Origin of the sequence: Testudinibacter aquarius (genome assembly GCF_004342725.1) — a bacterium.
Lineage (GTDB): Bacteria > Pseudomonadota > Gammaproteobacteria > Enterobacterales > Pasteurellaceae > Chelonobacter > Chelonobacter aquarius.
Genome location: NZ_SMCP01000014.1, coordinates 1 through 20,365, shown reverse-complemented (window position 1 = coordinate 20,365; position 20,365 = coordinate 1). Strand labels below are relative to the sequence as shown.

At 47.1% G+C, this 20,365-nt stretch carries 17 protein-coding genes; 6 read left to right on the top strand and 11 right to left on the bottom strand.

What is annotated here, in order from left to right; translation table 11 throughout:
* Together EDC16_RS11680 and EDC16_RS11675 are read left to right on the top strand one after the other, a co-directional pair.
* Positions 1 to 879: a phosphotriesterase family protein gene (locus tag EDC16_RS11680; RefSeq protein WP_132968030.1), complete on the top strand. Its 879-nt coding sequence runs from the start codon at positions 1 to 3 to the stop codon at positions 877 to 879.
* A 37-nt stretch (positions 880 to 916) separates the two neighbouring features.
* Positions 917 to 2,011, top strand: coding sequence for an aminotransferase class V-fold PLP-dependent enzyme (locus EDC16_RS11675; protein WP_132968029.1), 1,095 nt, complete (start codon positions 917 to 919; stop codon positions 2,009 to 2,011).
* Between the two features lie 31 nt (positions 2,012 to 2,042).
* On the opposite strand, the gene EDC16_RS11670 is transcribed toward EDC16_RS11675, so the two are convergent.
* The 5 genes from EDC16_RS11670 to malP form a co-directional block, all read right to left on the bottom strand.
* Positions 2,043 to 2,705, bottom strand: coding sequence for an NAD(P)H-dependent oxidoreductase (locus EDC16_RS11670; RefSeq protein ID WP_132968028.1), 663 nt, complete (start codon positions 2,703 to 2,705; stop codon positions 2,043 to 2,045).
* Between the two features lie 85 nt (positions 2,706 to 2,790).
* A complete protein-coding gene (locus tag EDC16_RS12945) occupies positions 2,791 to 2,994 on the bottom strand; it encodes an SEL1-like repeat protein (RefSeq protein ID WP_368656011.1) in 204 nt (67 codons plus the stop codon).
* Positions 2,995 to 2,996: 2 nt separating this feature from the next.
* Positions 2,997 to 3,296: a tetratricopeptide repeat protein gene (locus EDC16_RS11660; RefSeq protein WP_132968027.1), complete on the bottom strand. Its 300-nt coding sequence runs from the start codon at positions 3,294 to 3,296 to the stop codon at positions 2,997 to 2,999.
* A 147-nt stretch (positions 3,297 to 3,443) separates the two neighbouring features.
* Positions 3,444 to 5,540, bottom strand: coding sequence for a 4-alpha-glucanotransferase (gene malQ / locus EDC16_RS11655; protein WP_132968026.1), 2,097 nt, complete (start codon positions 5,538 to 5,540; stop codon positions 3,444 to 3,446).
* Positions 5,541 to 5,550: 10 nt separating this feature from the next.
* Complete coding sequence (gene malP / locus EDC16_RS11650; RefSeq protein WP_132968025.1) at positions 5,551 to 7,965, bottom strand: maltodextrin phosphorylase; 2,415 nt, start codon at positions 7,963 to 7,965, stop codon at positions 5,551 to 5,553.
* Positions 7,966 to 8,157: 192 nt separating this feature from the next.
* On the opposite strand from malP, the gene malT reads away from it, so the two are divergent.
* Positions 8,158 to 10,872 (top strand): HTH-type transcriptional regulator MalT, encoded by a 2,715-nt coding sequence (gene malT / locus EDC16_RS11645; RefSeq protein WP_132968024.1) that lies wholly within the window; start codon positions 8,158 to 8,160, stop codon positions 10,870 to 10,872.
* A 48-nt stretch (positions 10,873 to 10,920) separates the two neighbouring features.
* Here malT and EDC16_RS11640 read toward each other — a convergent pair whose 3' ends face one another.
* The 6 genes from EDC16_RS11640 to malE all read right to left on the bottom strand — a co-directional run bounded on the left by EDC16_RS11640 (position 10,921) and on the right by malE (position 16,189).
* Positions 10,921 to 11,295, bottom strand: a complete 375-nt coding sequence (locus EDC16_RS11640) for a type II toxin-antitoxin system HicB family antitoxin (protein ID WP_232517238.1) — start codon at positions 11,293 to 11,295, stop codon at positions 10,921 to 10,923.
* Positions 11,265 to 11,519, bottom strand: coding sequence for a type II toxin-antitoxin system HicA family toxin (locus EDC16_RS11635; RefSeq protein ID WP_132968023.1), 255 nt, complete (start codon positions 11,517 to 11,519; stop codon positions 11,265 to 11,267). The genes EDC16_RS11640 and EDC16_RS11635 overlap by 31 nt, the downstream gene beginning before the upstream one ends.
* A 98-nt stretch (positions 11,520 to 11,617) precedes the next feature.
* Entirely contained in the window at positions 11,618 to 11,977 is a 360-nt protein-coding gene (locus EDC16_RS11630) for a hypothetical protein (protein ID WP_132968022.1), read from the bottom strand.
* 453 nt (positions 11,978 to 12,430) lie between these two features.
* Positions 12,431 to 13,321, bottom strand: a complete 891-nt coding sequence (gene malG / locus EDC16_RS11625) for a maltose ABC transporter permease MalG (RefSeq protein ID WP_132968021.1) — start codon at positions 13,319 to 13,321, stop codon at positions 12,431 to 12,433.
* Between the two features lie 10 nt (positions 13,322 to 13,331).
* On the bottom strand, positions 13,332 to 14,918 hold the full coding sequence (gene malF, locus EDC16_RS11620; protein WP_132968020.1) for a maltose ABC transporter permease MalF: 1,587 nt from the start codon (positions 14,916 to 14,918) through the stop codon (positions 13,332 to 13,334).
* Positions 14,919 to 15,001: 83 nt separating this feature from the next.
* Positions 15,002 to 16,189, bottom strand: a complete 1,188-nt coding sequence (gene malE, locus EDC16_RS11615) for a maltose/maltodextrin ABC transporter substrate-binding protein MalE (RefSeq protein WP_132968073.1) — start codon at positions 16,187 to 16,189, stop codon at positions 15,002 to 15,004.
* A 374-nt stretch (positions 16,190 to 16,563) separates the two neighbouring features.
* On the opposite strand from malE, the gene malK reads away from it, so the two are divergent.
* The 3 genes from malK (at position 16,564) to malM (ending at position 20,057) form a co-directional block, all read left to right on the top strand.
* Positions 16,564 to 17,682, top strand: coding sequence for a maltose/maltodextrin ABC transporter ATP-binding protein MalK (malK, locus tag EDC16_RS11610; RefSeq protein WP_132968019.1), 1,119 nt, complete (start codon positions 16,564 to 16,566; stop codon positions 17,680 to 17,682).
* Between the two features lie 171 nt (positions 17,683 to 17,853).
* Positions 17,854 to 19,137: a maltoporin gene (locus tag EDC16_RS11605; protein ID WP_132968018.1), complete on the top strand. Its 1,284-nt coding sequence runs from the start codon at positions 17,854 to 17,856 to the stop codon at positions 19,135 to 19,137.
* 65 nt (positions 19,138 to 19,202) lie between these two features.
* A complete protein-coding gene (gene malM / locus EDC16_RS11600) occupies positions 19,203 to 20,057 on the top strand; it encodes a maltose operon protein MalM (RefSeq protein WP_132968017.1) in 855 nt (284 codons plus the stop codon).
* The last annotated feature ends 308 nt before the right edge of the window (positions 20,058 to 20,365 follow it).

Here is a 20,365-nt window from a genome sequence, read left to right as displayed (position 1 = left end):
ATGGGTTATACCTTGATGCACGAACATATTTATCTCGATCTCTCAGCTGTGAAACAAGACGACGACTGTCTGCTCAATGCCTTTGATCTGATGGTCGCCGAGTTCAAACAGCTGAAAACATTAGGTGTAGAGAGAATCGTCGATGTCACCAATATCGGCATGGGGCGCAATCTTGCCTATGTCGAGCAAATCCAGCAGCACAGCGGCGTGGAGATTGTATCTGCCACCGGCTGTTATAAAGAGCCGTTTTTGCCGGACTGGTTTTATCAAAAAACGATTGACGACATTGCACACCATTTTATCGAAGAAATTGAAATCGGCATCGAGGCAAGCGCGCGCAAAGCAGGTATCATCGGCGAAGTCGGCAGCGGTTTTGACGGAATTAGTGAAGCAGAAAGTAAACTGCTGCAAGCTGCCGCCCTCGCCTCACTTGCCACCGGCAAAATGATTACGACCCACACTTCACTAGGGCGTTTTGGACATGAACAGTTGGACTTGTTTACCAATATGGGGCTGAGTGCGGAGCAGGTGATCATCGGCCACACCGATCTGGCAGGTGATCGTGATTATCTACAGCAACTGCTGGATCGTGGCGCTATTGTGGAGTTTGATACCATCGGTAAACTTAGCTATCTCAGCGACGAACTGCGGGCTGACTTATTCAGTGAAGCCGTTGCCAAAGGCTATCAGCAACAACTGCTACTGTCCGTTGATATCACCCGAAAATCACACTTGAAAGCCAATGGCGGTATCGGCTATGCCTATCTGTTTACGCATTTTTTGCCGATGTTATTCGAACGCGGTGTCACCGAGCAGGATATTGAGGTGATTTTGCAGCACAACCCGAATCGGATTTTGGCACGTCAGACCGCACTTTAGGGTCTGCTAATATTTGTTTATATTTTGAGGAAAAAACATGACCGTTTACCCACTCGACAGCCTGAGCATCACCGAAGCCACACAAAAACAGTTCGCCCTGGTAGATGCAATCAGCCACTATTTCATCGACGGTGAATTTCTGTGTGGTGGCGATCTCGGCTTAAAGTGCGGTTTCAACCAACCGGCAATCACACGCAAAGTGGAACAGGTTTTAGCTCGGTTTTTCCATAGCGAAGATGCAGTATTGGTTCACGGCGCCGGCAGCGGCGCGATTCGCGAAGGATTGGCGGCACTGCTGCGCTGCGGCGACTCGGTGTTGGTGCATCAAGCGCCGATTTATCCGACCACGCAAACCACGTTCGAGCAAATGGGTTTAGCGGTTTTGCGTGCCGATTTCAATCAACTGACCGCACTTGAGCAGGCACTGCAACAACAGCGCCCGCACGCGGTTTTGATTCAACACACGCGCCAACAACCACAAGACCGTTATCGCTTGGCGGATATTATCCACTGCTGCAACCAACACCAGATTGCAACACTGATTGATGATAATTATGCGGTGCTGAAAGTCGCCGCAATCGGCTGCGAGCTGGGAGCAACGCTATCGACCTTTTCTACCTTTAAATTGTTTGGACCGGAGGGGATCGGCGTGGTGCTCGGCAAGCAGACGGAAATTGAGAAAATTCGTCGCAACCACTATTCAGGTGGCAGCCAGGTTCAGGGGCATCAAGCACTGGCGGTGTTGCGTGGCATGACTGTTGCTCCGGTGATGCACGCCGTGCAAGCGCAAGTTAATCAGGAATTGGTCGAGCGTCTGAATAGTGCAGAATTTCCGATGGTGAAATCCGCCTTTTTGATTAATGCGCAGTCAAAAGTATTGATCGTTGAGTTTTATGCGGAAATTGCAGCAGCACTATTGCAGCAAGCGCCTAAATTCGGCGCCTTGCCTTATCCGGTCGGTGCCGAATCCAAATATGAGATTCCGCCACTGTTCTACCAAATCTCCGGCACGTTCCGTCATGCGGATCCAGGCTTGGAAAAACGTATGATTCGTATCAACCCGAACCGCGCCGGCGCCAATACTGTGCTGCGAATTTTACAACAAAGCTATGCCGCCGCAACCGAACAATAGCCCGAACCAGCACCATAACAAGTGCGGTTGCTTATTCAATCCAAGTCACCACATCCTCAATCGGTTTGCGATATTTAGCGTTCGGTGCTTTGGCACGATAACCAAAGGTTACCATCACCGAAACACCCCACTCTTCGGCATCAAAAGCACCATTTTCTGCCAAAATGCGGTTGACTTCGGCGTAGTTGAAGCCCTCAATCGGACAACTGTCAATCCCGATTAATGCCGCACCGCTCATCATATTGGCCAACGCAATATAAGTTTGCTTGCTGGTCCAGTCGAACAACGCGCGTTCACTGTCGAGCACGTCAATATCCGTAGCCTGAAACTGTTGATATCTTGCTAAGGTTTTGCTGATCTGCTCTGGATTTAAACCACGTCTCAGCAGGCCTTGGCGGAAAAAGTCCGAATCGTAACGGGCATTTTTCTTCGCCAAAATCACCAGCAGATAACTGGCATCATCCAACTGCGTTGCCATGCCCCAGCTCACCGGTTTCAATTGTTGTCGCAGTTCGGGATTTTGCAGCACCAGAAACTTCCAGGGTTCTGAGCCGACCGAACTGGGCGACAAGCGTGCCAGCTCTAAAATATACTCAAAGTCCTCACGGCTGACTCTCTTCAGCGGATCATAACGGCGAGTCGCCGCCCGAAAATAAAAGCCATCTAACACCTGTTGTTTTGTGATATTGCTCATCCTGATTTCCTTGGTTTAAGTTATTTTCCACCACTCGGTGACAGTTTTGCCACCGATACCCCAATTATCCATCGGGTTAAACCCCTTAGAAATACTCGCGTAATGCTTCGGCAGCGTCCTTATCGCCCTGGGCGGCAGCCTGTTCATAATAAGATTTGGCGCGGGCGTAGTCTAGTTTGACACCTAGTCCTTGGACATACAGAACCCCGAGATTGTGTACCGCATTGGGATCTCCTTGTGCAGCGGCCTGCTCATAATAAGATTTGGCACGGGCGTAGTCTTTTTTGATTCCTAGTCCATTTTCATAGATGAACCCGAGATAGTTGTGTGGTCAGCATTTCCTTGTGCAGCAGCCTGTTCGTAATAGAATTTGGCGCGCGCGTAGTCTGTTTTGACCCCTAGTCCTTGTTGGTACATGTACCCGAGTTTGTTTTGTGCCTCGTCATATCCTTGTGCGGCGGCCTCTTCGTAATAGAATTTAGCGAGGTCGTAGTCGCCATTTCTTTGGGCGGAAAGACCTTGCTCTGTGATTTCCTCTGGCGTTGCGGCGGCTACAGGCAGGACGACAAAGAACAGGCTAAGTGCGGTCATGAATGTAGCGCACAGACGTGCGAATCGCTGTGGGGGGGGTTAATAACATGCTGTCTCCTTTGTGAAGTCGAGAGTAAATTACGTATTGGCTCAATTTCCAATCATCTGTTCGGTAATATAATACTACTGATAGTGCAAGTTTGTAACTCAAACCATTTTACGGGCATGGCTAACGGTTTGTAGCAACGCTAATACTGCCGGATCAGCAAAAATATCATCTAAAGTGCGGTTTAAGCGTCTGCGCCAGTTTGGGTATTGGGTGCTGGTGCCGGGAATGTTGACCGGTTCGGTCATGCCGAGCCAATCTTCCGGCTGCAAACCAAATAATGCGCTGTTGACCGCTGCCACATAGCGTTGCAGAGCGTGGTTGAATTCCAGCGGACAATCAGAACTAAGACTGGCATCAACCCCGGGCGGAATCTCAAGCTGCGCCTGTTGCAAGCGTTGCAAAATTTTCTGCTTGGCGTTGACCCGATCTTGTTGCAATCTTGCCAAAATTTTCGGGTCGGGATAAACCTGATATTGCTGCCCCAACTCAAAATCGTGTCCACGCCAGTAGCCGTTGACCGTCGGTAGATCGTGGGTACTTAACGTCGTCATCGCCTGATACGGATACTCCGCCAAGGCTCGGCTTTGCCCTTGCTGATCAAACTCAAAATAGAAAATTTTATACGAAAAAATACCGGCGTTTTTCAGTTTGCTGACAATCGCCTTCGGCACGGTACCCAAATCCTCACCGATAATCATACACTGCTGACGTTGGCTTTCCAGCGCCAGAATCGCAATCAAATCGTCCACCGGATAGCCGATATAAGCGCCGTTTTTCGCACTGTCACCGCACTTCACCCACCACAAGCGCAACAAACACATAATATGGTCGATACGCAATGCACCGCAACTTTGCATATTGGCACGGATCATCTCGATAAACGGGCGGTAAGCTTGTTGTTGCAACACATGCGGATTCATCGGCGCCAAGCCCCAGTTTTGCCCCTGTGGTCCCAAAATATCCGGTGGTGCGCCAACCGAAGCAGTCAAACAAAACAGTGATTTATTCCACCAGGTTTCTGCGCCGTTCGGGGTCACGCCCACCGCCAAATCACGATATAACCCGATTGGCATCTGTTGCTGACGGCAAAATTGGTAACACGCCTCGATCTGCTCTGCGGCACACCATTGCAGCCAGGCATAAAACCGCACTTGCTCAACATGGCTGTGTTGAAATTCGCTGACCGCTGCTGAATGATAATCCTGATATTCTGCTGCCCAACAATCCCAGCCCCATTGATTCTCCGAACGACGACTAAGATCCGCATGCAGCGCATCAAAAGTCGCTTGCACTTGCAAACTTTCTCCACCTTGTTGCACAAACTGCTGAAACTGCCGTTGGCGTTCGCTGGCAGCCTGTTGTTCAAATTCAGCAAACGCCAGTTGCAAACCCTGCAATTTCAGCGCCATCACCGCACTGTAATCGATCCAATCCCGCTGGCGCAAATCAGCCAACTGCTGTTGCACTTCCGCCGATTGAAACCAGTGCTGCGCTGCTGCACTTTGCCGGAATTCCGGCAGGCTTGCCACATCGATATAGATAATATTCAACCAGTTGCGTGAAGAAGGGCTGTATGGACTGGCGCCTTCCGGATTGGCAGGAAACAGTGAATGAATTGGGTTTAAACCGACAAAATCGCCGCCGTTTTGCTGAAATTTGGCTAAAAATTGCTGCAAATCGCCAAAGTCGCCAATACCCCAGTTCGTTTCCGATTTTAGGGTATAAAGTTGAACACAACTGCCCCACAGTTTTTGCTTATTTTGAATTTGCGGCAGTTGATAACACTGACGAGGCGCCACAATAATCGAGCTGTCCGCCTGGATTTGACCGCACTTTAGGCTGAGTTGATGATAGCCGAGTGGTAAATCACGCGGAAAGTTCAGCACATTGTTTTTCACTTTGCCAACCAGTGTGTCACCGTTTTCCAATTGCAGTTGCCATTCGCCATGATAACGCTGTCCGTTATGCTGATTTAAGCGCAAATACGCCGGGCTGTTGTGGTAAAACACCTTCACCGTCGGCAGCAAGCCTGTAGCCATATTTTGCGGAACATTGCCGCCAAAACTGGCTAAGATCTGCTGTTTGACCGCACTTGGCGCATATTTGCGCAAACCACGCTCATCAAAAAAATAGCGATGAATCCCGGCGTTAGCAAACTGCCGTTCCAATTGCCGTTTTGCTTGAAGTTTCGTCATGATACCCATCCTATTTTGGCAGCCAAATCCGCTGTTGATAATCACGAATTGAGCGATCAGAGCTGAACGCCCCCAAACGTGCGGTGTTCAAAATCGCGCTGCTCAACCAGCTTTGCTGATCCTGATAGCGCAACCCGACCTGCTGCTGCGCCGCCACATAGCTGTCAAAATCGGCAAACACCAAGAACGGATCACGTTGCAACAAGCTGTCCAACAACATACGGAACATCGTTTTATCGCCGCCACAGACTTTACCTTTGGTTAAGAAATCGACCGCACTTTTCAAGGCTTTATTCTGTTTATAGTAGCTTTTCGGATCATAGCCTGCTTGCAGCAAGGCACGCACACTCTCCACCGTATGCCCGAAAATAAAGATGTTGTCGGCACCGACCATTTCCGCAATCTCCACATTGGCGCCGTCCAGCGTACCCAGCGTGAGTGCGCCGTTGAGCGACAATTTCATATTGCCGGTGCCGGATGCCTCTTTACCTGCCATCGAAATCTGCTCGGAAATGTCAGCTGCCGGGATGATTTTTTCCGCCAAACTGACGCGGTAATCCGGCAAAAACGCCACTTGCAGCTTATCTTTCACGCTTTTATCGTTATTGATCACCTGCGCCACATTGTTGATGGCATGAATAATGTTTTTCGCCAAATAATAGCCCGGCGCCGCTTTGCCGGCAAACACAAACAGGCGTGGGGTATAATCCCTATTCGGGTTATCTTTCAGCTGCTGATAGCTGTGGATAATATTCAGCAGGTTCAAATGTTGGCGTTTGTATTCGTGGAAACGTTTGATTTGAATATCAAAAATCGCCTCGCAATTGACCTGCAACCCTAAACTGCGCTCGATCTCCTCCGCCAGAATCTGCTTGTTGCCTTGCTTGATTTTCAGGTATTCTTCACGAAAACCGCTGTCGTTGACGTGCTTTTCAACATCACCAATCAACGACAGATCGCGCGCCCAGTCACGGTTGCCGCTATTTGGCAAAGTGCGGTCAAGCAGATCAGCGAGGTTAGGATTCGCCAAACGAATCCAGCGGCGTGGTGTGATACCGTTGGTGACATTGCAAAATTTGTTCGGGAACAGTTGGTGGTATTCCGGGAACAGATCACTGACGATTAAATCCGAATGGATTTGCGCCACCCCGTTGACCGCATAGCATGCCACCACACACAAATTCGCCATTCTGACACGATAATCATACAAAATGGCGACTTTTTGCCAAACTTCGTTGTCATCGCCAAAACGCTCCGCTACTTGCTGTTGGAAGAAGCTATTGATTTTATCCACAATTTGGAAATGGCGTGGCAACAGGCGTTTGAACAAGCGTTGATCCCACTGTTCCAAGGCTTCCGGCAGCAAGGTGTGGTTGGTGTAAGCAAAAGTGCGGTTGCAAATATCCCACGCTTCGTGCCACGACAAATTGTATTTATCCAATAACAGACGCAGCAACTCGACAATCGCCAAGGTCGGGTGGGTGTCGTTCAGCTGAATCACTTGCTGTTGCGGCAGTTGTTGCAAGCTGTAGCCCTGACTGAAATGGCGATCCAAAATATCCGCCACCGAACAGGCGCAATGGAAATATTGCTGCATCAAGCGCAATTTCTGCCCGTTTTGATGGTTATCGTTCGGGTATAACACCTTGGTTAGACTGGCGGCATCGACCACCTGTTTTTCTGATTTCAGGTATTTGCCGTCGTTGAACAAAGCCAAATCAAACGACTGTTCGTTATCCGCCTGCCACAAACGCAGCGGTTGTACCACGCCGTTTTGGTAACCGAATACCGGCAAGTCATAGGCTTCACCTTTGATCAGCAAGGCCGGTTGCCATTGGTGTTTATCGCCGTCCAGCCGTTTGCTTTTGCCGCCAAAACCAATTTGGCAGCTTCTGCCACTGTTGTAAGCCTGCCATGGATATTGATTGCGTGACCAACTGTCGCCGTTTTCCACTTGGCGCCCCTCGGCAAACGACTGTTTGAACAAGCCGTACTGGTAATGCAAACCGTAACCGGTCGCCGGCTGCTCAATTGCCGCCATCGAATCCAAATAACATGCCGCCAAACGCCCCAAACCACCGTTGCCGAGCGCCGGATCGCGCTCCTGTTCCAATAAATCCGTCAATTCGATTTGATATTGTTGCAAGTACGAGCGCACCGGCTGATACCAGCCCAAATTCAGCAAATTATTACCGGTCAAACGCCCGATTAAAAACTCCATCGAGAGATAATTGACATGGCGCTGTTCAGACGCTAACGGCTTGCTTTCACAATAGGAGAGATCCAACACCGCTTGCGACAAGGCGTGATACCACTGGGCTAACGTTAATTGCTGCGGGTTGTCGAAACCTAAATAACGGCACTGTTTTTTAATCGCCAAATCAAACTGTTGATGATTGAACGCAATTGTTTGTGTCACTGACATGAAACCTGTCTCCTAAATAGTAATAAAACGTCAATAAATGATTTAACGCTATTATGCAACAACCTGATGATTTTTACTCCTCCTTGTTGCAATCTTTGTAGGAGGATAATTGAGGCGTAAGCGGATTAGCGCTTGTCGCCACCGAAAATAGCTTTTATCATTACTTTTTTACCACACTATTCAGGAAAAATAATGCTTATTCCGTCTAAGCTCAGCCATTCGTCACGTTTACAGCATGTCGTTGTCCGCTCGCGTTTGCTGGCGGTATTGGAACAAGCAGCACAGTATCCGTTAGTGTTGATCAATGCCCCTGCCGGTTACGGCAAAACTACGTTGCTGTCACAGTGGGCAGAGAACCAGCAAAATCTCGGCTGGTATTCGCTTGATGAAAGCGACAATGAAAGTGAGCGTTTTATCGCCTATTTTCGTGCCGCTTTGGCACGGGCAACCCATCAGGAAAACTGCTCCACCACCAATCCGGCACAAACCAATTTTCTGGCGGCATTGAGCCAATTATTAGTGGAAAGCAATCGCTTCAAACCGCACTTTTTTGTGGTGATTGACGATTACCACTTGATTGATAACCATGACATCCACGAAGGACTTAAATTCTGGATTAAAAACCAGCCACAAAACATGACCCTGATTTTGATTTCACGCAGTATGCCGCCGCTGAATCTTGCCAATCTGCGCGTGCAAGAGCTGCTGTTGGAGCTGGACATCACTCAATTGCCGTTCACGCATGACGAAAGTCGCCAGTTTTTTCAGGGACGAATCGATCCGGAACCTGAGCAAGAAGCACTGTCAGAACAGGAAATTCATCGGCTTTGCGATCAGGTCGAAGGCTGGCCGACCGCACTGCAACTGGTCAATTTGTATGCCCGCCAACATCAAACATCGTTACACGAAGCGGCAAAGTCAATCACCAAAATCAACAGCAACCACATCAGCGAATATTTGAACGATGAAGTGTTTCACAATCTTGATGCGGATACTCGCCTGTTTTTACTGCGCTGTTCACTGTTGCGTTCGATGAATGAGTTTTTAGTGGAGAAGATCACCGGCTTATCCGACAGCCGACTACGCTTGGATAATTTGGTGAAACAGGGCTTGTTTGTCTATCCGATCAATATCGATCAACAAGAGCAGTGGTGGCGTTTTCACCCGCTGTTCGCCTCGTTTTTAACCCATTCACGCGAACTGACACTGCCGGAACTGCAACATTTACATCAACAAGCCGCCGATGCTTGGTTGGAAATCGGCTATGGCACCGAAGCGCTGTACCACGCCATGCAACTGCAACAGCCGGAAACCCTGTTGGCACTGTTGCAACAAATCGGCTGGCAGCTCTATCACCAAGGTGAACTGAAATTATTGGAAGAGAGCCTAAGTGCGGTGCAATTTCAGCAATTGGCAACCTATCCCCGTTTGGTGCTGTTGCAAGCCTGGTTGCTGCAAAGCCAGCACAAACACCATGAAGTGGGCGGACTGTTGCAAAAATTTAGCGCAGCGATCCAGCAGCAAAATATCGACATTGATCGGCAACTACAAGCAGAATTCGATGCGCTGCGGGCGCAAGTAGCAATCAATGCCGGTGATGATCAAACCGCATTGCAACTGGCAACCACCGCCTTGCAATATCTGCCGCAAGAAAAACAGTACGCTCATATTGTCGCCACCGCAGTGATCGGCGAAGCACAACATTGTCGCGGCCAGCTGAACCAAGCGCTGAAAATGATGCGTGAGGCGGAAAAACTGGCGCAACAAAACCAAGCCTATCACCATATTTTGTGGTCGCTGTTGCAGCAGGCGGAAATTCTGCTGGCGCAGGGGTTTCTGCAAACCGCCTACGATATTCTGGACAAGGCCACGCTGCTGGTAAAAAAACAACATCTGCAAAAACTGCCGATGTATGAATTTTTATTGCGTCTGAAAGGGCATATCTTATGGGAATGGTATTCACTGGACAAAGCCGAAGCGATGGCAGAAGCCGGATTGGAGGTGTTGGCCAACGAAGCGGATAAATTACAGTGCCTATCGCTATTGGCAAAAATTTCAATTACCCGTGGCAATCTGGACAATGCCGAACGAATCCTGCGCCACCAACGCAACCTGCTGCAAACCCACCATTATCACAATGATTGGCTGTCGCACCACAATGAAGCCGAACTGCTGTGTTGGCAGATGAAAGACGACCGGCAGCAAACCCGCTCTTGGCTGCTGCAAAGCGACCGACCGGCACAAGATACCAACCATTTTTCGCACCGCCAATGGCGAAATATCGTGCGTGCCAACATTATTTTGCAGCAATATGCAGACGCATTACTGCTCAGCGAGAAATTGATCAGCACTGCCAGGACTTATAACTTTATCAGTGAGTTAAATAAAGATTTGGTGCTGTACAACCGCATTTGTTTCCTACAAGGCAATGCGGTCGCCGCACAAAAAAGTCTGCTTGAAGCGCTGGAGCTCAGCAAACAGACTAATTTTATCAGTATTTTTGTGATTGAAGGCGAAATCATGGCACAACAGCTGCGCCAACTGTTGCAATTAAACATTTTAGACGAATTGTTAACCCATAAAGCACAATTTATTTTGCGCAGCATCAACCAGTACTATCGGCATAAATTCGCCCATTTCGATGAAACCTTTGTTGAAAAACTGCTGCAAAATCCGCAAGTGCCGGAATTGCTGCGCATCAGCCCATTGACCCAACGGGAATGGCAGGTACTGGGCTTGATCTACTCCGGCTACAGCAACGAACAAATCGCCACCGAACTGCAAGTCGCCGCCACCACCATCAAAACCCATATCCGCAACCTGTATCAAAAAATCGGCGTCAACAACCGCGCCGAATCGATTGAATACACCCGGCATTTATTAACCTTAATGGGCTATTCCAACTGATTGCTACCGCACTTTGCAATAAATAAGTGAAAGTGCGGTTTAGCGCTATCACTTGTTATCTAATTGCTGAATATCTGTTTTTAAACGTTTTATCACCCATTCGTTCAGGCTCAAATTTTCAGCATTAGCAAATGCGGCAATCTCTGCATGCAACGCTGGTTCCAAGCGTAAATTAAAACGCCCAGAATAGTGTTTATACGGTTCAATACCTTTCTCTTTACAAACTGCTAAAAATTCCCGTAGTGAAATTTCCCCTTCTTTGCGCAAGTTCTCCACATCTTCTGCATAAAAATCCGCACCGCCATTTAAGCCGCTAAATTCACCGCGAAACAGCCCAATTTCATCATCATAAGCGATAACAGCCTTATGTCCTTCAATTGTCATTATATTAATCAAGGGATTACTCCATTCTCTTCTAGCCATTTTCTTACACTGGCAACCGCACCTTTATCGGTATCAGGGTTGGGATGTGGACGATGAAAAACGTTCACTTGTTGAAAGAGAATAACAGCTATACGCGATCCCTCTCTTTCCTCAATTTCAGCACCGAGATCTAAAAACAAAGATTCAATATCTTTCCAACGAATGTTGCCACTAACAGGGCGTTTAAAAATAAGCTGCAATGTTAATTTTGATCTCTTTTTCATACTATTCCATCCAAGCGAATAGTACCATGTTTTAGTACTATTTAAAGGAAAACTTTATACGTTACATCAAAAGTTCGGTTTAGCGTAAATTTAAGCCATCACACCACAAACGTCAGGGAAATTTGATTTTTAGCGGTTTCAAAATTGAGAGCAATATGTGGCTTTTTGCCGACGGTGAGATTATGAATTTTCAGCCAAACATAATAAAACAGTCCGGAAAAAAAGCCGCTGCTGCCTTGGGTGTGTCCGAGGTTAAACGGCTCATTGATTAACAGATCAACATTGCCGGTCATCAATTTATAGCTGATTTTTTTATTATTCAAGCTGCGTACAATCAAATTGTGCAACTGAGCCGGCTGCTGCGCGTCGACAATACAAAAATTTTCCTGTAAATCGATCAGTGTTTCGATATTGTTGGGATTAATATCTTGTGCTGGAATGTGTTTTACCGCTTTCATTTAAAGCCTCTTGTTTATTTTCATTGACCAATAGTTATAACAAAAAAGCCGTTGAAAAAACTGATAGAGATCACAAGTTTATTAGGGTCTGTTGATGTTTGTTTATATTTTGAGTTGTCGTTTAAAATAAGCACAATCTAGGCGTAAGCCGAAATCAATAGTGGGACTATATTGATGAGGGTTGCAACGACGAGTGTGCTTATTTTAAACACAATCCGCAGGACTATGACGCTTTTTCGCCATTACTTTTCGTACTACAGCGGCGTTAAAAGCCGTTCGTTTAGAACCACTAAACTTCACAACTTTTGCCTTATTTATTTGCAAAAAGAGTGGCAAAAAAGTGTCTATAGCTCAAATTATAAACAAACATCAACAGACCCTATTTTTATCTGAAAAAACCGCACTTTGGTCATCAACAAAAAGTGCGGTTGAACAATCAGTCCCGGCCTAAGCCTAGCCTTTGACCCCGCCAGCAGTTAGACCACCGACCAGCCAGCGTTGCGCCAGTAAAAACACGATGGTGATCGGGATGGCCGACAACACGGCGGCGGCGGCAAAATCGCCCCACAGGTAATTTTGCGGATAGAGATATTGCTGCATGCCGACCGCCAAGGTGTAGCTGTTGACATCACGCAGCAGCAGTGACGCCACCGGAAATTCAGTGATGGCAGCAATAAACGACAGGATAAACACCACCGCCAAAATCGGCACCGACAACGGCAAAAGAACCAAGCGGAACGCCTGCCACGGCGTCGCACCGTCCAGTGCCGCTGCTTCTTCCAACGAGCCGTCGATGGTTTCGAAATAGCCTTTAATCGTCCAGACATGCAGCGCAATGCCGCCCAGATAGGCGAAGATCACCCCACCATGGGTGTTCAATCCCAAAAACGGCACATAGATGCCCAAGCGGTCAAATAAGGCATACAACGCCACCAGCGACAGCACCGCCGGGAACATTTGAAAGATCAGCATGCCTTGCAAAATGGTTTTTTTGCCTTTAAATTTCATGCGGGCAAAGGCATAAGCGCAAGTGGTGGACAGCGCGACAATCCCGACCGCACTAATGCTGGCGATTTTGACCGAATTCCACAGCCACAGCAGCACCGGAAACGGGGGTTTGCTGATTGAGCCGTCCGCATTGGTCACTTCCATACCCAACGCCAGCTGCCAATGTTCCCACGAAATTTGTTGTGGAATCAGATCACCGATCGCCAAATTGCCCGGCCGCAATGAAATCCCAATCACCATCAGCAGCGGAAACAGGATAAGCGCCAAAAAGCCGATTAACAACAGATGGGTTGCCCACAAACGGTAACGCATCGATTTAGGTTGCACCATTGCCATATTGTTTCTCCTAATCCAGTTTTAACTTAGTGGCTTTCAGATTGAGCAGCGCCAAACCGCCAACCAACAGGAAGATAATCGTGGCGATCGCCGCCGCCAAACCGAAATCTTGTGCGCCGCTGCCTTCAAAGGCGATGCGGTAGGTGTAGCTGACCAATAAGTCGGTGTGACCTGCCGGGGTTGAGGTGCCGATCATATCCGGACGTCCGTTGGTCAACAATTGAATCAACACGAAATTATTGAAATTAAACGCAAACGAAGCAATCATGAGTGGCGTGAGTGGTTTGATCAGCAACGGCACTGTGATTTTGCTGAAATTCTGCCAGGTGCTGGCACCATCCATCGCCGAGGCTTCGTACAAATCTTGCGGAATCGCTTTCAGCAAACCCATACATAAAATCATCATATACGGATAGCCTAACCAAGTATTGACAATCACCAACATCACTTTGGCTAACGTCGGGCTATTGAACCATTCCGGGCGAATGCCAAACACCTGATTTAAAATCAGGTTGATTTCACCGAAACTTTGGTTGAACAAGCCTTTAAAAATCAGAATTGAGATAAACGCCGGTACGGCATAAGGCAGAATCAGCAACAAGCGGTAAACCCCTTTGCCTCGCAACGGCTCCCACTGCACAACACAAGCTAAAATCATGCCGATAATCACGGTGAACAAGACCGTCAACACCGAAAAGAGGATCGTCCAGATAAAAATCTGGATAAACGGTTTTTGAATGCCCTCATCGCTGAAGATTTTAATGAAGTTGCTCCAACCGGTCAGCACCGTATAACCCGGCTCCAACGTTTCCGCTTGCCAATTGCCTTGGTTATCAATCAGTTGAAAAAAACCGATTTCGTTATTGGCTTTATAACGTTTGCCGTTTTCCAGATTAATCAGCTCTGCGTTTTCATTATTATACTGATAACGCGGGCTTTGCTGGGCAAATTGGCGTAGCGAACTCATGCTCAGTTCAGCGCCGTTTGGCAGAACCAAGCGGCTTTGCTGCAACAGATTGCGGTTTGCAATCACGGTTTTTAGCGGCACCGCAGGCTGTGCGCTGACCGCACTTTCGAGGTGTAGTGCGATCGTTTCACTGCCAAAGCGAAAATCATTGGAAAGATAGTTCTCGCCCTGCGCCGATGTCACTTCTATTTGCCACTGGTTATCCGCTTGCGCAAACAGCTTGAAGTCGTATTTTTCACCGGAGAAATAGCGTTGCTGCGACAGCACGCTGACCGCTCTTTCAAATGCCAGCTGGTTGGTACCGCTGTAATTGGTGAACGCAATCACAATAGTGCAGATCAGCGGAAACAGAATGAAAATGCCCATGCCCATAATGCCGGGATAAACATAGCGCCACGCATAGGTTTTAGGGTTGGCAAACACATAAATACCGGAACTGATCACCACCAAGGTCAAAATCGCAAACAGAATTTCGCCTTGCAGATACATTACGGAGACCAGATAAAAATCGATCAGCAGCACAAGGGCAATCACTCCCCATTTAAGATACTTGGCGAAAGCACCATCCGCAGAATATGTACCTGGTTGAGGGATTGGCTGTGGGATTGGTTGAGGGATTGTTGGTTGCATAACACCACCTGAACAATAGACCGCACTTTGTTTTGTTAAAAAGGCAAAGTGCGGTTAAAACAAAAAATAATTACACCCGATTTTTACTGCGCTTTAATCCGTCCTGCCGCATCATCCAACGCTTGTTTGACGCTTTGCCGTTGGTTGACCGCATTGATAATCGCACTGCGCTCCGCATACCAGAATGCAGACATTTGCGGAATATTCGGCATAATTTCGCCGTTTTCCGCATTCTGCATCGTGGCAGCAATCCGACTGTCTTTTGCCAATTCGGTTTGATAAGAGGTCAACGCCACCGCACCCAACGGTTTGTCTTTATTGACGCTATCCAGCCCCTCATTGGTCAACAGGTAATTTTCCAAAAATTCGACCGCTAAATCCTGATTCGGGCTGGCGGAGTTGATGCCTGCGCTCAAGACACCGACAAAGGGTTTTGACGGCTGACCATTCAAGGTCGGCAGCACGGCTACGCCGTAATTGATACCGCTCTTTTCAATATTGCCCCATGCCCAAGGACCGTTAATCGTCAATGCAGTTTGTCCTTTGTTAAAAGAAGCTTCAGCAATGGCATAATCGGTATCGGCATTGATCACCTTATTTTTCACCAAATCGACCACAAATTGCAAACCACGCTGCGAGCCTTCATTGTTGACTCCAATATCAGCAGTGTTGTACTGCCCGTTTTCATACTTAAACGCATATCCGCCATCTGCTGCGATAATCGGCCAAGTGAAATACGGTTCTGCCAAATTCCACATCACTGCATTTTTGCCTTCTTTTTTCAGTTTTGCATCCAATGCCGTTACCTCTTCCCAGGTTTTTGGTGCTTCTGGCAGCAAATCTTTATTATAAATCAGCGATAGGGCTTCTATTGCCACTGGATAACCGATGATTTTACCGTTGTAACTGACAGCATCCCACGCAAAAGGAACGAACTTATCTTTAAATGCTTGGCTTGGGTGTAACTCCGACAATAATCCGGCTTGTGCGTAGCCGCCAAAACGGTCATGCGCCCAAAAAACAATATCCGGGCCGTCGCCGGTTGAAGCGACTTGCGGATATTTCTCTTCCAGTTTATCCGGATGTTCGACCAACACCGGAATACCGGTCTCGGCTTCGAATTTTTTACCCACTTCCGCCAAACCGTCATATCCTTTGTCACCATTGATCCAAATGACAAGTTTACCGGCTTCCAGCTTTGCCAGACTGCTGCTTGAAACGACTAATGCGGCAACCGCACTTAGTGTCAGGGTTAAATATTTATTTTTGATCATAACCAGTCCTTATTTGAATAAAATGATTTGAATAACACAGGTTGTCGCCAGTATTTTCACTAATATTGCCGTTTTAATATCAGGAGGGCATCATCCCTGTTACTCCTCCCTTGCCGCACAAACGGTGATCCTGATCACATAAACCGCACTTTTTGCGATAGTAATCACAAAAAATAAGCGTATAAACCTGATCTTGATCACAATATAAACGTATAAAAAATATTCTTTGTTTTAGACCTATTTTTCACCTCCGCCTAAAAAAATTCTGCAAAGGATGATTTTTTTCTTGCTTTCTCTCGGCATACTAACCACCATTAACTATTGGGTTATAGCAAATATAATAGAATAAAAACCTGCACAGGGGAAAAATTATGTCGAGTCTTTCTTTACGCAAAGTCTATAAATCTTATGGTGATATCCACATTTCCAAAGATATTAATTTAGAGATCGAAGAAGGCGAATTTGTGGTGTTTGTCGGACCTTCCGGCTGCGGAAAATCGACACTATTACGCATGATTGCCGGCTTGGAAGACATCACCTCCGGTGAGCTGTATATCGGTGATACCCTGATGAACAATGTGCCCCCGGCCAAGCGCGGCATCGGCATGGTATTCCAATCTTATGCGCTGTACCCGCACTTGGATGTGGCGGAAAATATGTCATTCGGTTTAAAACTAGCTGGGGTCAACCAAGAAGAGCGCAACAAACGTGTTAATCAAGTTGCCGAAATTCTGCAATTGGCACATTTGTTAGATCGTAAACCCAAAGCCTTGTCCGGCGGACAACGGCAACGGGTGGCAATCGGACGAACCTTAGTTTCGCAACCACAAGTCTTTCTGCTTGACGAACCGCTTTCCAATCTAGACGCCGCATTACGGGTACAAATGCGAGTCGAGATTTCAAAACTGCATAAAAAACTCAACCGCACTATGATTTATGTTACCCACGATCAAATCGAAGCCATGACCTTGGCAGATAAAATTGTGGTGTTGAACGCCGGTGGCATCGCTCAAGTCGGTAAACCGTTGGAGCTGTATCACTATCCGACGAATCGCTTTGTCGCCGGGTTTATCGGCTCACCTAAAATGAACTTCTTACCGGTGAAAGTCACCGCTGTTGAAAAGCAACGGGTACAAATTGAACTGCCGGATGCTCATCATCATCATTTTTGGATTCCGGTGGAAGGAACCGGGGTCAAGGTCGGTGAAAATCTTTCCTTAGGCGTGCGCCCAGAACATCTGATTCCGGCAGACAAGGCGGAGATCAAATTGAAAGGCATCGTCACCGTGGTCGAATTGCTAGGCAACGAAACCCAAATCCATCTAGAAATTCCGGAAATCAAACAACCGACCTTGGTCTACCGTCAAAACGATGTAGTGCTGGTCGAAGAAGGGCAGGTGATGGATATCGGGATTGTACCGGAACGCTGCCATTTATTTAAAGATGATGGTACTGCCTGCCGACGGCTATATAAAGAAATCGGCGTGTAATCACCCAATAACGCTCTGTTTTTAAATCCATTTTAACTATTCCGACTATTTTAAACATAGTCGGACGGGATACTTTTGTCTGTAAAATCCGGCTTATTGCACTGATAGTGCTTCAGGGAAAATAAGCCACTTAAAATGTAGTAACTTTAACCTATAAAAGAGGCCAACATTATGAACAGTAAAAAAACATTGCTCACCATTGCCATCGGCAGCACGTTGCTTGCCGGTACGGCAAGTGCGGTTGATTTCCACGGTTATGCCCGTTCCGGCATCGGTTGGACATCCGGCGGCGGAGAACAAACTACTTTCACCGCAACCGGTGCTCCGGCGAAGTATCGTTTGGGTAATGAAGCCGAAACCTATGCCGAACTGAAATTAGGGCAGGAATTATTCAAGCAGGGTGAGAAAAGCATCTATCTAGATACTAATGTTGCTTATTCCGTCAGCCAACAAAATGATTGGGAATCCACCAATCCGGCATTGCGCGAAGTCAACGTTCAATTTAAAAACTTTGCCGATTCACTGCCAGGCGCGACACTATGGGCAGGTAAACGTTTTTATCAACGTCACGACGTACATATGAACGATTTCTACTATTGGGATATTTCCGGTCCGGGTGCCGGGGTGGAAAATATCGATCTGGGCTTTGGGAAATTGTCATTGGCGGTCACCCGCAACACCGAGGCCGGTGGTGCCGATGCGTTCGGCTATTCTAGTTTCTACCGCTTCAATTCCAGCACAGGGAAAATTGAGTATATCACCGAAAGAAATAAAGCCGATGTTTACAATGATGTGTTTGATGTCCGTTTAGCCGATCTCAATGTCAATAAAAACGGAAAACTGGAATTTGGTGTTGATTTCGGTAATGCACACACCAAAGACGGTGCAACATTTGCCAATGGTGCCAGCAAACGTGGCTATATGTTGACGGCGGAACATACTCAAAATGAATTTTTCGGTGGCTTCAACAAATTCACTGTGCAATATGCGACCGATTCGATGACTTCTTGGAATACCGGGCATTCGCAAGGTGGTTCGATTAATAACAATGGTCATATGCTACGTTTAATTGACCAAGGAGTAGTGAAATTCAGTGATCGCATCGAAGCAATGTATGCTTTAATCTACCAAAAAACCGACTTAGATAACAATAAAGGTAACACTTGGTACTCTGCCGGCATCCGCCCGATGTATAAATGGAATAATACCATGAGTACATTAGTTGAATTTGGCTATGATCGCGTTAAAGACCAAGCCAGCGGTAAAAAGAATGACCTAAAAAAAGTCACCTTAGCCCAACAATGGCAAGCCGGTGACAGCATCTGGGCACGCCCTGCCATTCGCGTATTCGGCACTTATGCCGACTGGAATGATAAATTCGGTGATCGTGTCGGTACTGCAAAAGCCAATGATCATGAATTTGTCTACGGTGTTCAATTCGAAGCTTGGTGGTAATTCACTTTCTACCGCTCTTTGGACCTTCAAAGAGCGGTTCTTTTTTATCAAAATCTGAGGTCAATATGAAAAAATGGATTAGCTCAACCGTATTAAGTTTCGGTTTATTCTGTTCCGCTGCAAGCTATGCAGCACAACCACACATCAATCCACAAGTAGTCAGCAAACTGGCTTGGCAAGAAATTGGCTTGTCACAACAACAAACGACCACACTTGATGCCCAACAACGCAATCTCAGCGGTATTGACAGCCCGATCGCCGCTTACCGTCTACCTGCCAATCAGGGAACGTTGGATATTACGATTAGCAGCTCGGTTGAAGACAACGACCATATTTTTGTCCCGAATGTCGCCGTTTTGGATGCCAATTTCAATCTAGCAGCCACTTATCCGGCAAATACTTTCCAGTTTCAAAACGAGAGCGGATTGCAAAGCAACCGCTTAAGCAAAGCACTGCAACTGACCCCAACACCGAATCAGGATTACATCTATTTGTTAGTTTATACCACTAGTGAAGATCTGCAAGGCAGTACCACTGTGCCACATCCGGCAAAGCTGTATGCTAAAGCCCGCGGCAACCAACCACCGGCAATTGATGATTTGCAAGCCAAGCACAGCCTTAACGGGAAAATTCATATCGAGGTTGACGGAAAACAAAGTGCCCAGTTTATCGGCTTGGCACTGCCTGAATTTAAAGCTAAAAGCACAGTCGAACCACAAGCTGTCGGTCGCAATACAAAAACCGGGAAACCATTAACAAAACCCGTGGAACAAGAAACCGAACAATATTTTAATAATGCAATTCGCAATGCAATGAAAAACAATGATGTTAACCGAGCGATGAATTTAGTTAATGAAGCCGAACAGCTCGGTCTCAGCTCGCCGCGTAAAACATTTATCGGATTGGTATCACAAAAATAGTTTTAACTATCATCTTCCTTTTTCATTTTGCCTTGTTCACCCCACTGTGACTACTGTGGGGTATTTTTGTAATCGAACGACACTCCACAGCGCTCTCAAAACCGCACTTTAACCACGATTAGCCTCATTGGCCTCAATTGGCATAGTAGCCACAAACGCAAAAAACCCCTAACATCACTGCTAGGGGTTCTCACTTTACTTACTTTCGTATTTTTTGTATTTTTCGTGTTCGGTAAAATCCGGCGGTGTCCTACTCTCACATGGGGAGACCCCACACTACCATCGGCATTACAGCATTTCACTTCTGA

Excerpts from the sequence above, each read along its gene's own strand:
- EDC16_RS11680 (WP_132968030.1), top strand. The coding sequence starts at position 1 with ATGGGTTATACCTTGATGCACGAACATATTTATCTCGATCTCTCAGCT.
- EDC16_RS11675 (WP_132968029.1), top strand. The coding sequence starts at position 917 with ATGACCGTTTACCCACTCGACAGCCTGAGCATCACCGAAGCCACACAA.
- EDC16_RS11670 (WP_132968028.1), bottom strand. The coding sequence starts at position 2,705 with ATGAGCAATATCACAAAACAACAGGTGTTAGATGGCTTTTATTTTCGG.
- EDC16_RS11660 (WP_132968027.1), bottom strand. The coding sequence starts at position 3,296 with ATGACCGCACTTAGCCTGTTCTTTGTCGTCCTGCCTGTAGCCGCCGCA.
- malQ (WP_132968026.1), bottom strand. The coding sequence starts at position 5,540 with ATGACGAAACTTCAAGCAAAACGGCAATTGGAACGGCAGTTTGCTAAC.
- malP (WP_132968025.1), bottom strand. The coding sequence starts at position 7,965 with ATGTCAGTGACACAAACAATTGCGTTCAATCATCAACAGTTTGATTTG.
- malT (WP_132968024.1), top strand. The coding sequence starts at position 8,158 with ATGCTTATTCCGTCTAAGCTCAGCCATTCGTCACGTTTACAGCATGTC.
- EDC16_RS11640 (WP_232517238.1), bottom strand. The coding sequence starts at position 11,295 with ATGGCTAGAAGAGAATGGAGTAATCCCTTGATTAATATAATGACAATT.
- EDC16_RS11635 (WP_132968023.1), bottom strand. The coding sequence starts at position 11,519 with ATGAAAAAGAGATCAAAATTAACATTGCAGCTTATTTTTAAACGCCCT.
- EDC16_RS11630 (WP_132968022.1), bottom strand. The coding sequence starts at position 11,977 with ATGAAAGCGGTAAAACACATTCCAGCACAAGATATTAATCCCAACAAT.
- malG (WP_132968021.1), bottom strand. The coding sequence starts at position 13,321 with ATGGCAATGGTGCAACCTAAATCGATGCGTTACCGTTTGTGGGCAACC.
- malF (WP_132968020.1), bottom strand. The coding sequence starts at position 14,918 with ATGCAACCAACAATCCCTCAACCAATCCCACAGCCAATCCCTCAACCA.
- malK (WP_132968019.1), top strand. The coding sequence starts at position 16,564 with ATGTCGAGTCTTTCTTTACGCAAAGTCTATAAATCTTATGGTGATATC.
- EDC16_RS11605 (WP_132968018.1), top strand. The coding sequence starts at position 17,854 with ATGAACAGTAAAAAAACATTGCTCACCATTGCCATCGGCAGCACGTTG.
- malM (WP_132968017.1), top strand. The coding sequence starts at position 19,203 with ATGAAAAAATGGATTAGCTCAACCGTATTAAGTTTCGGTTTATTCTGT.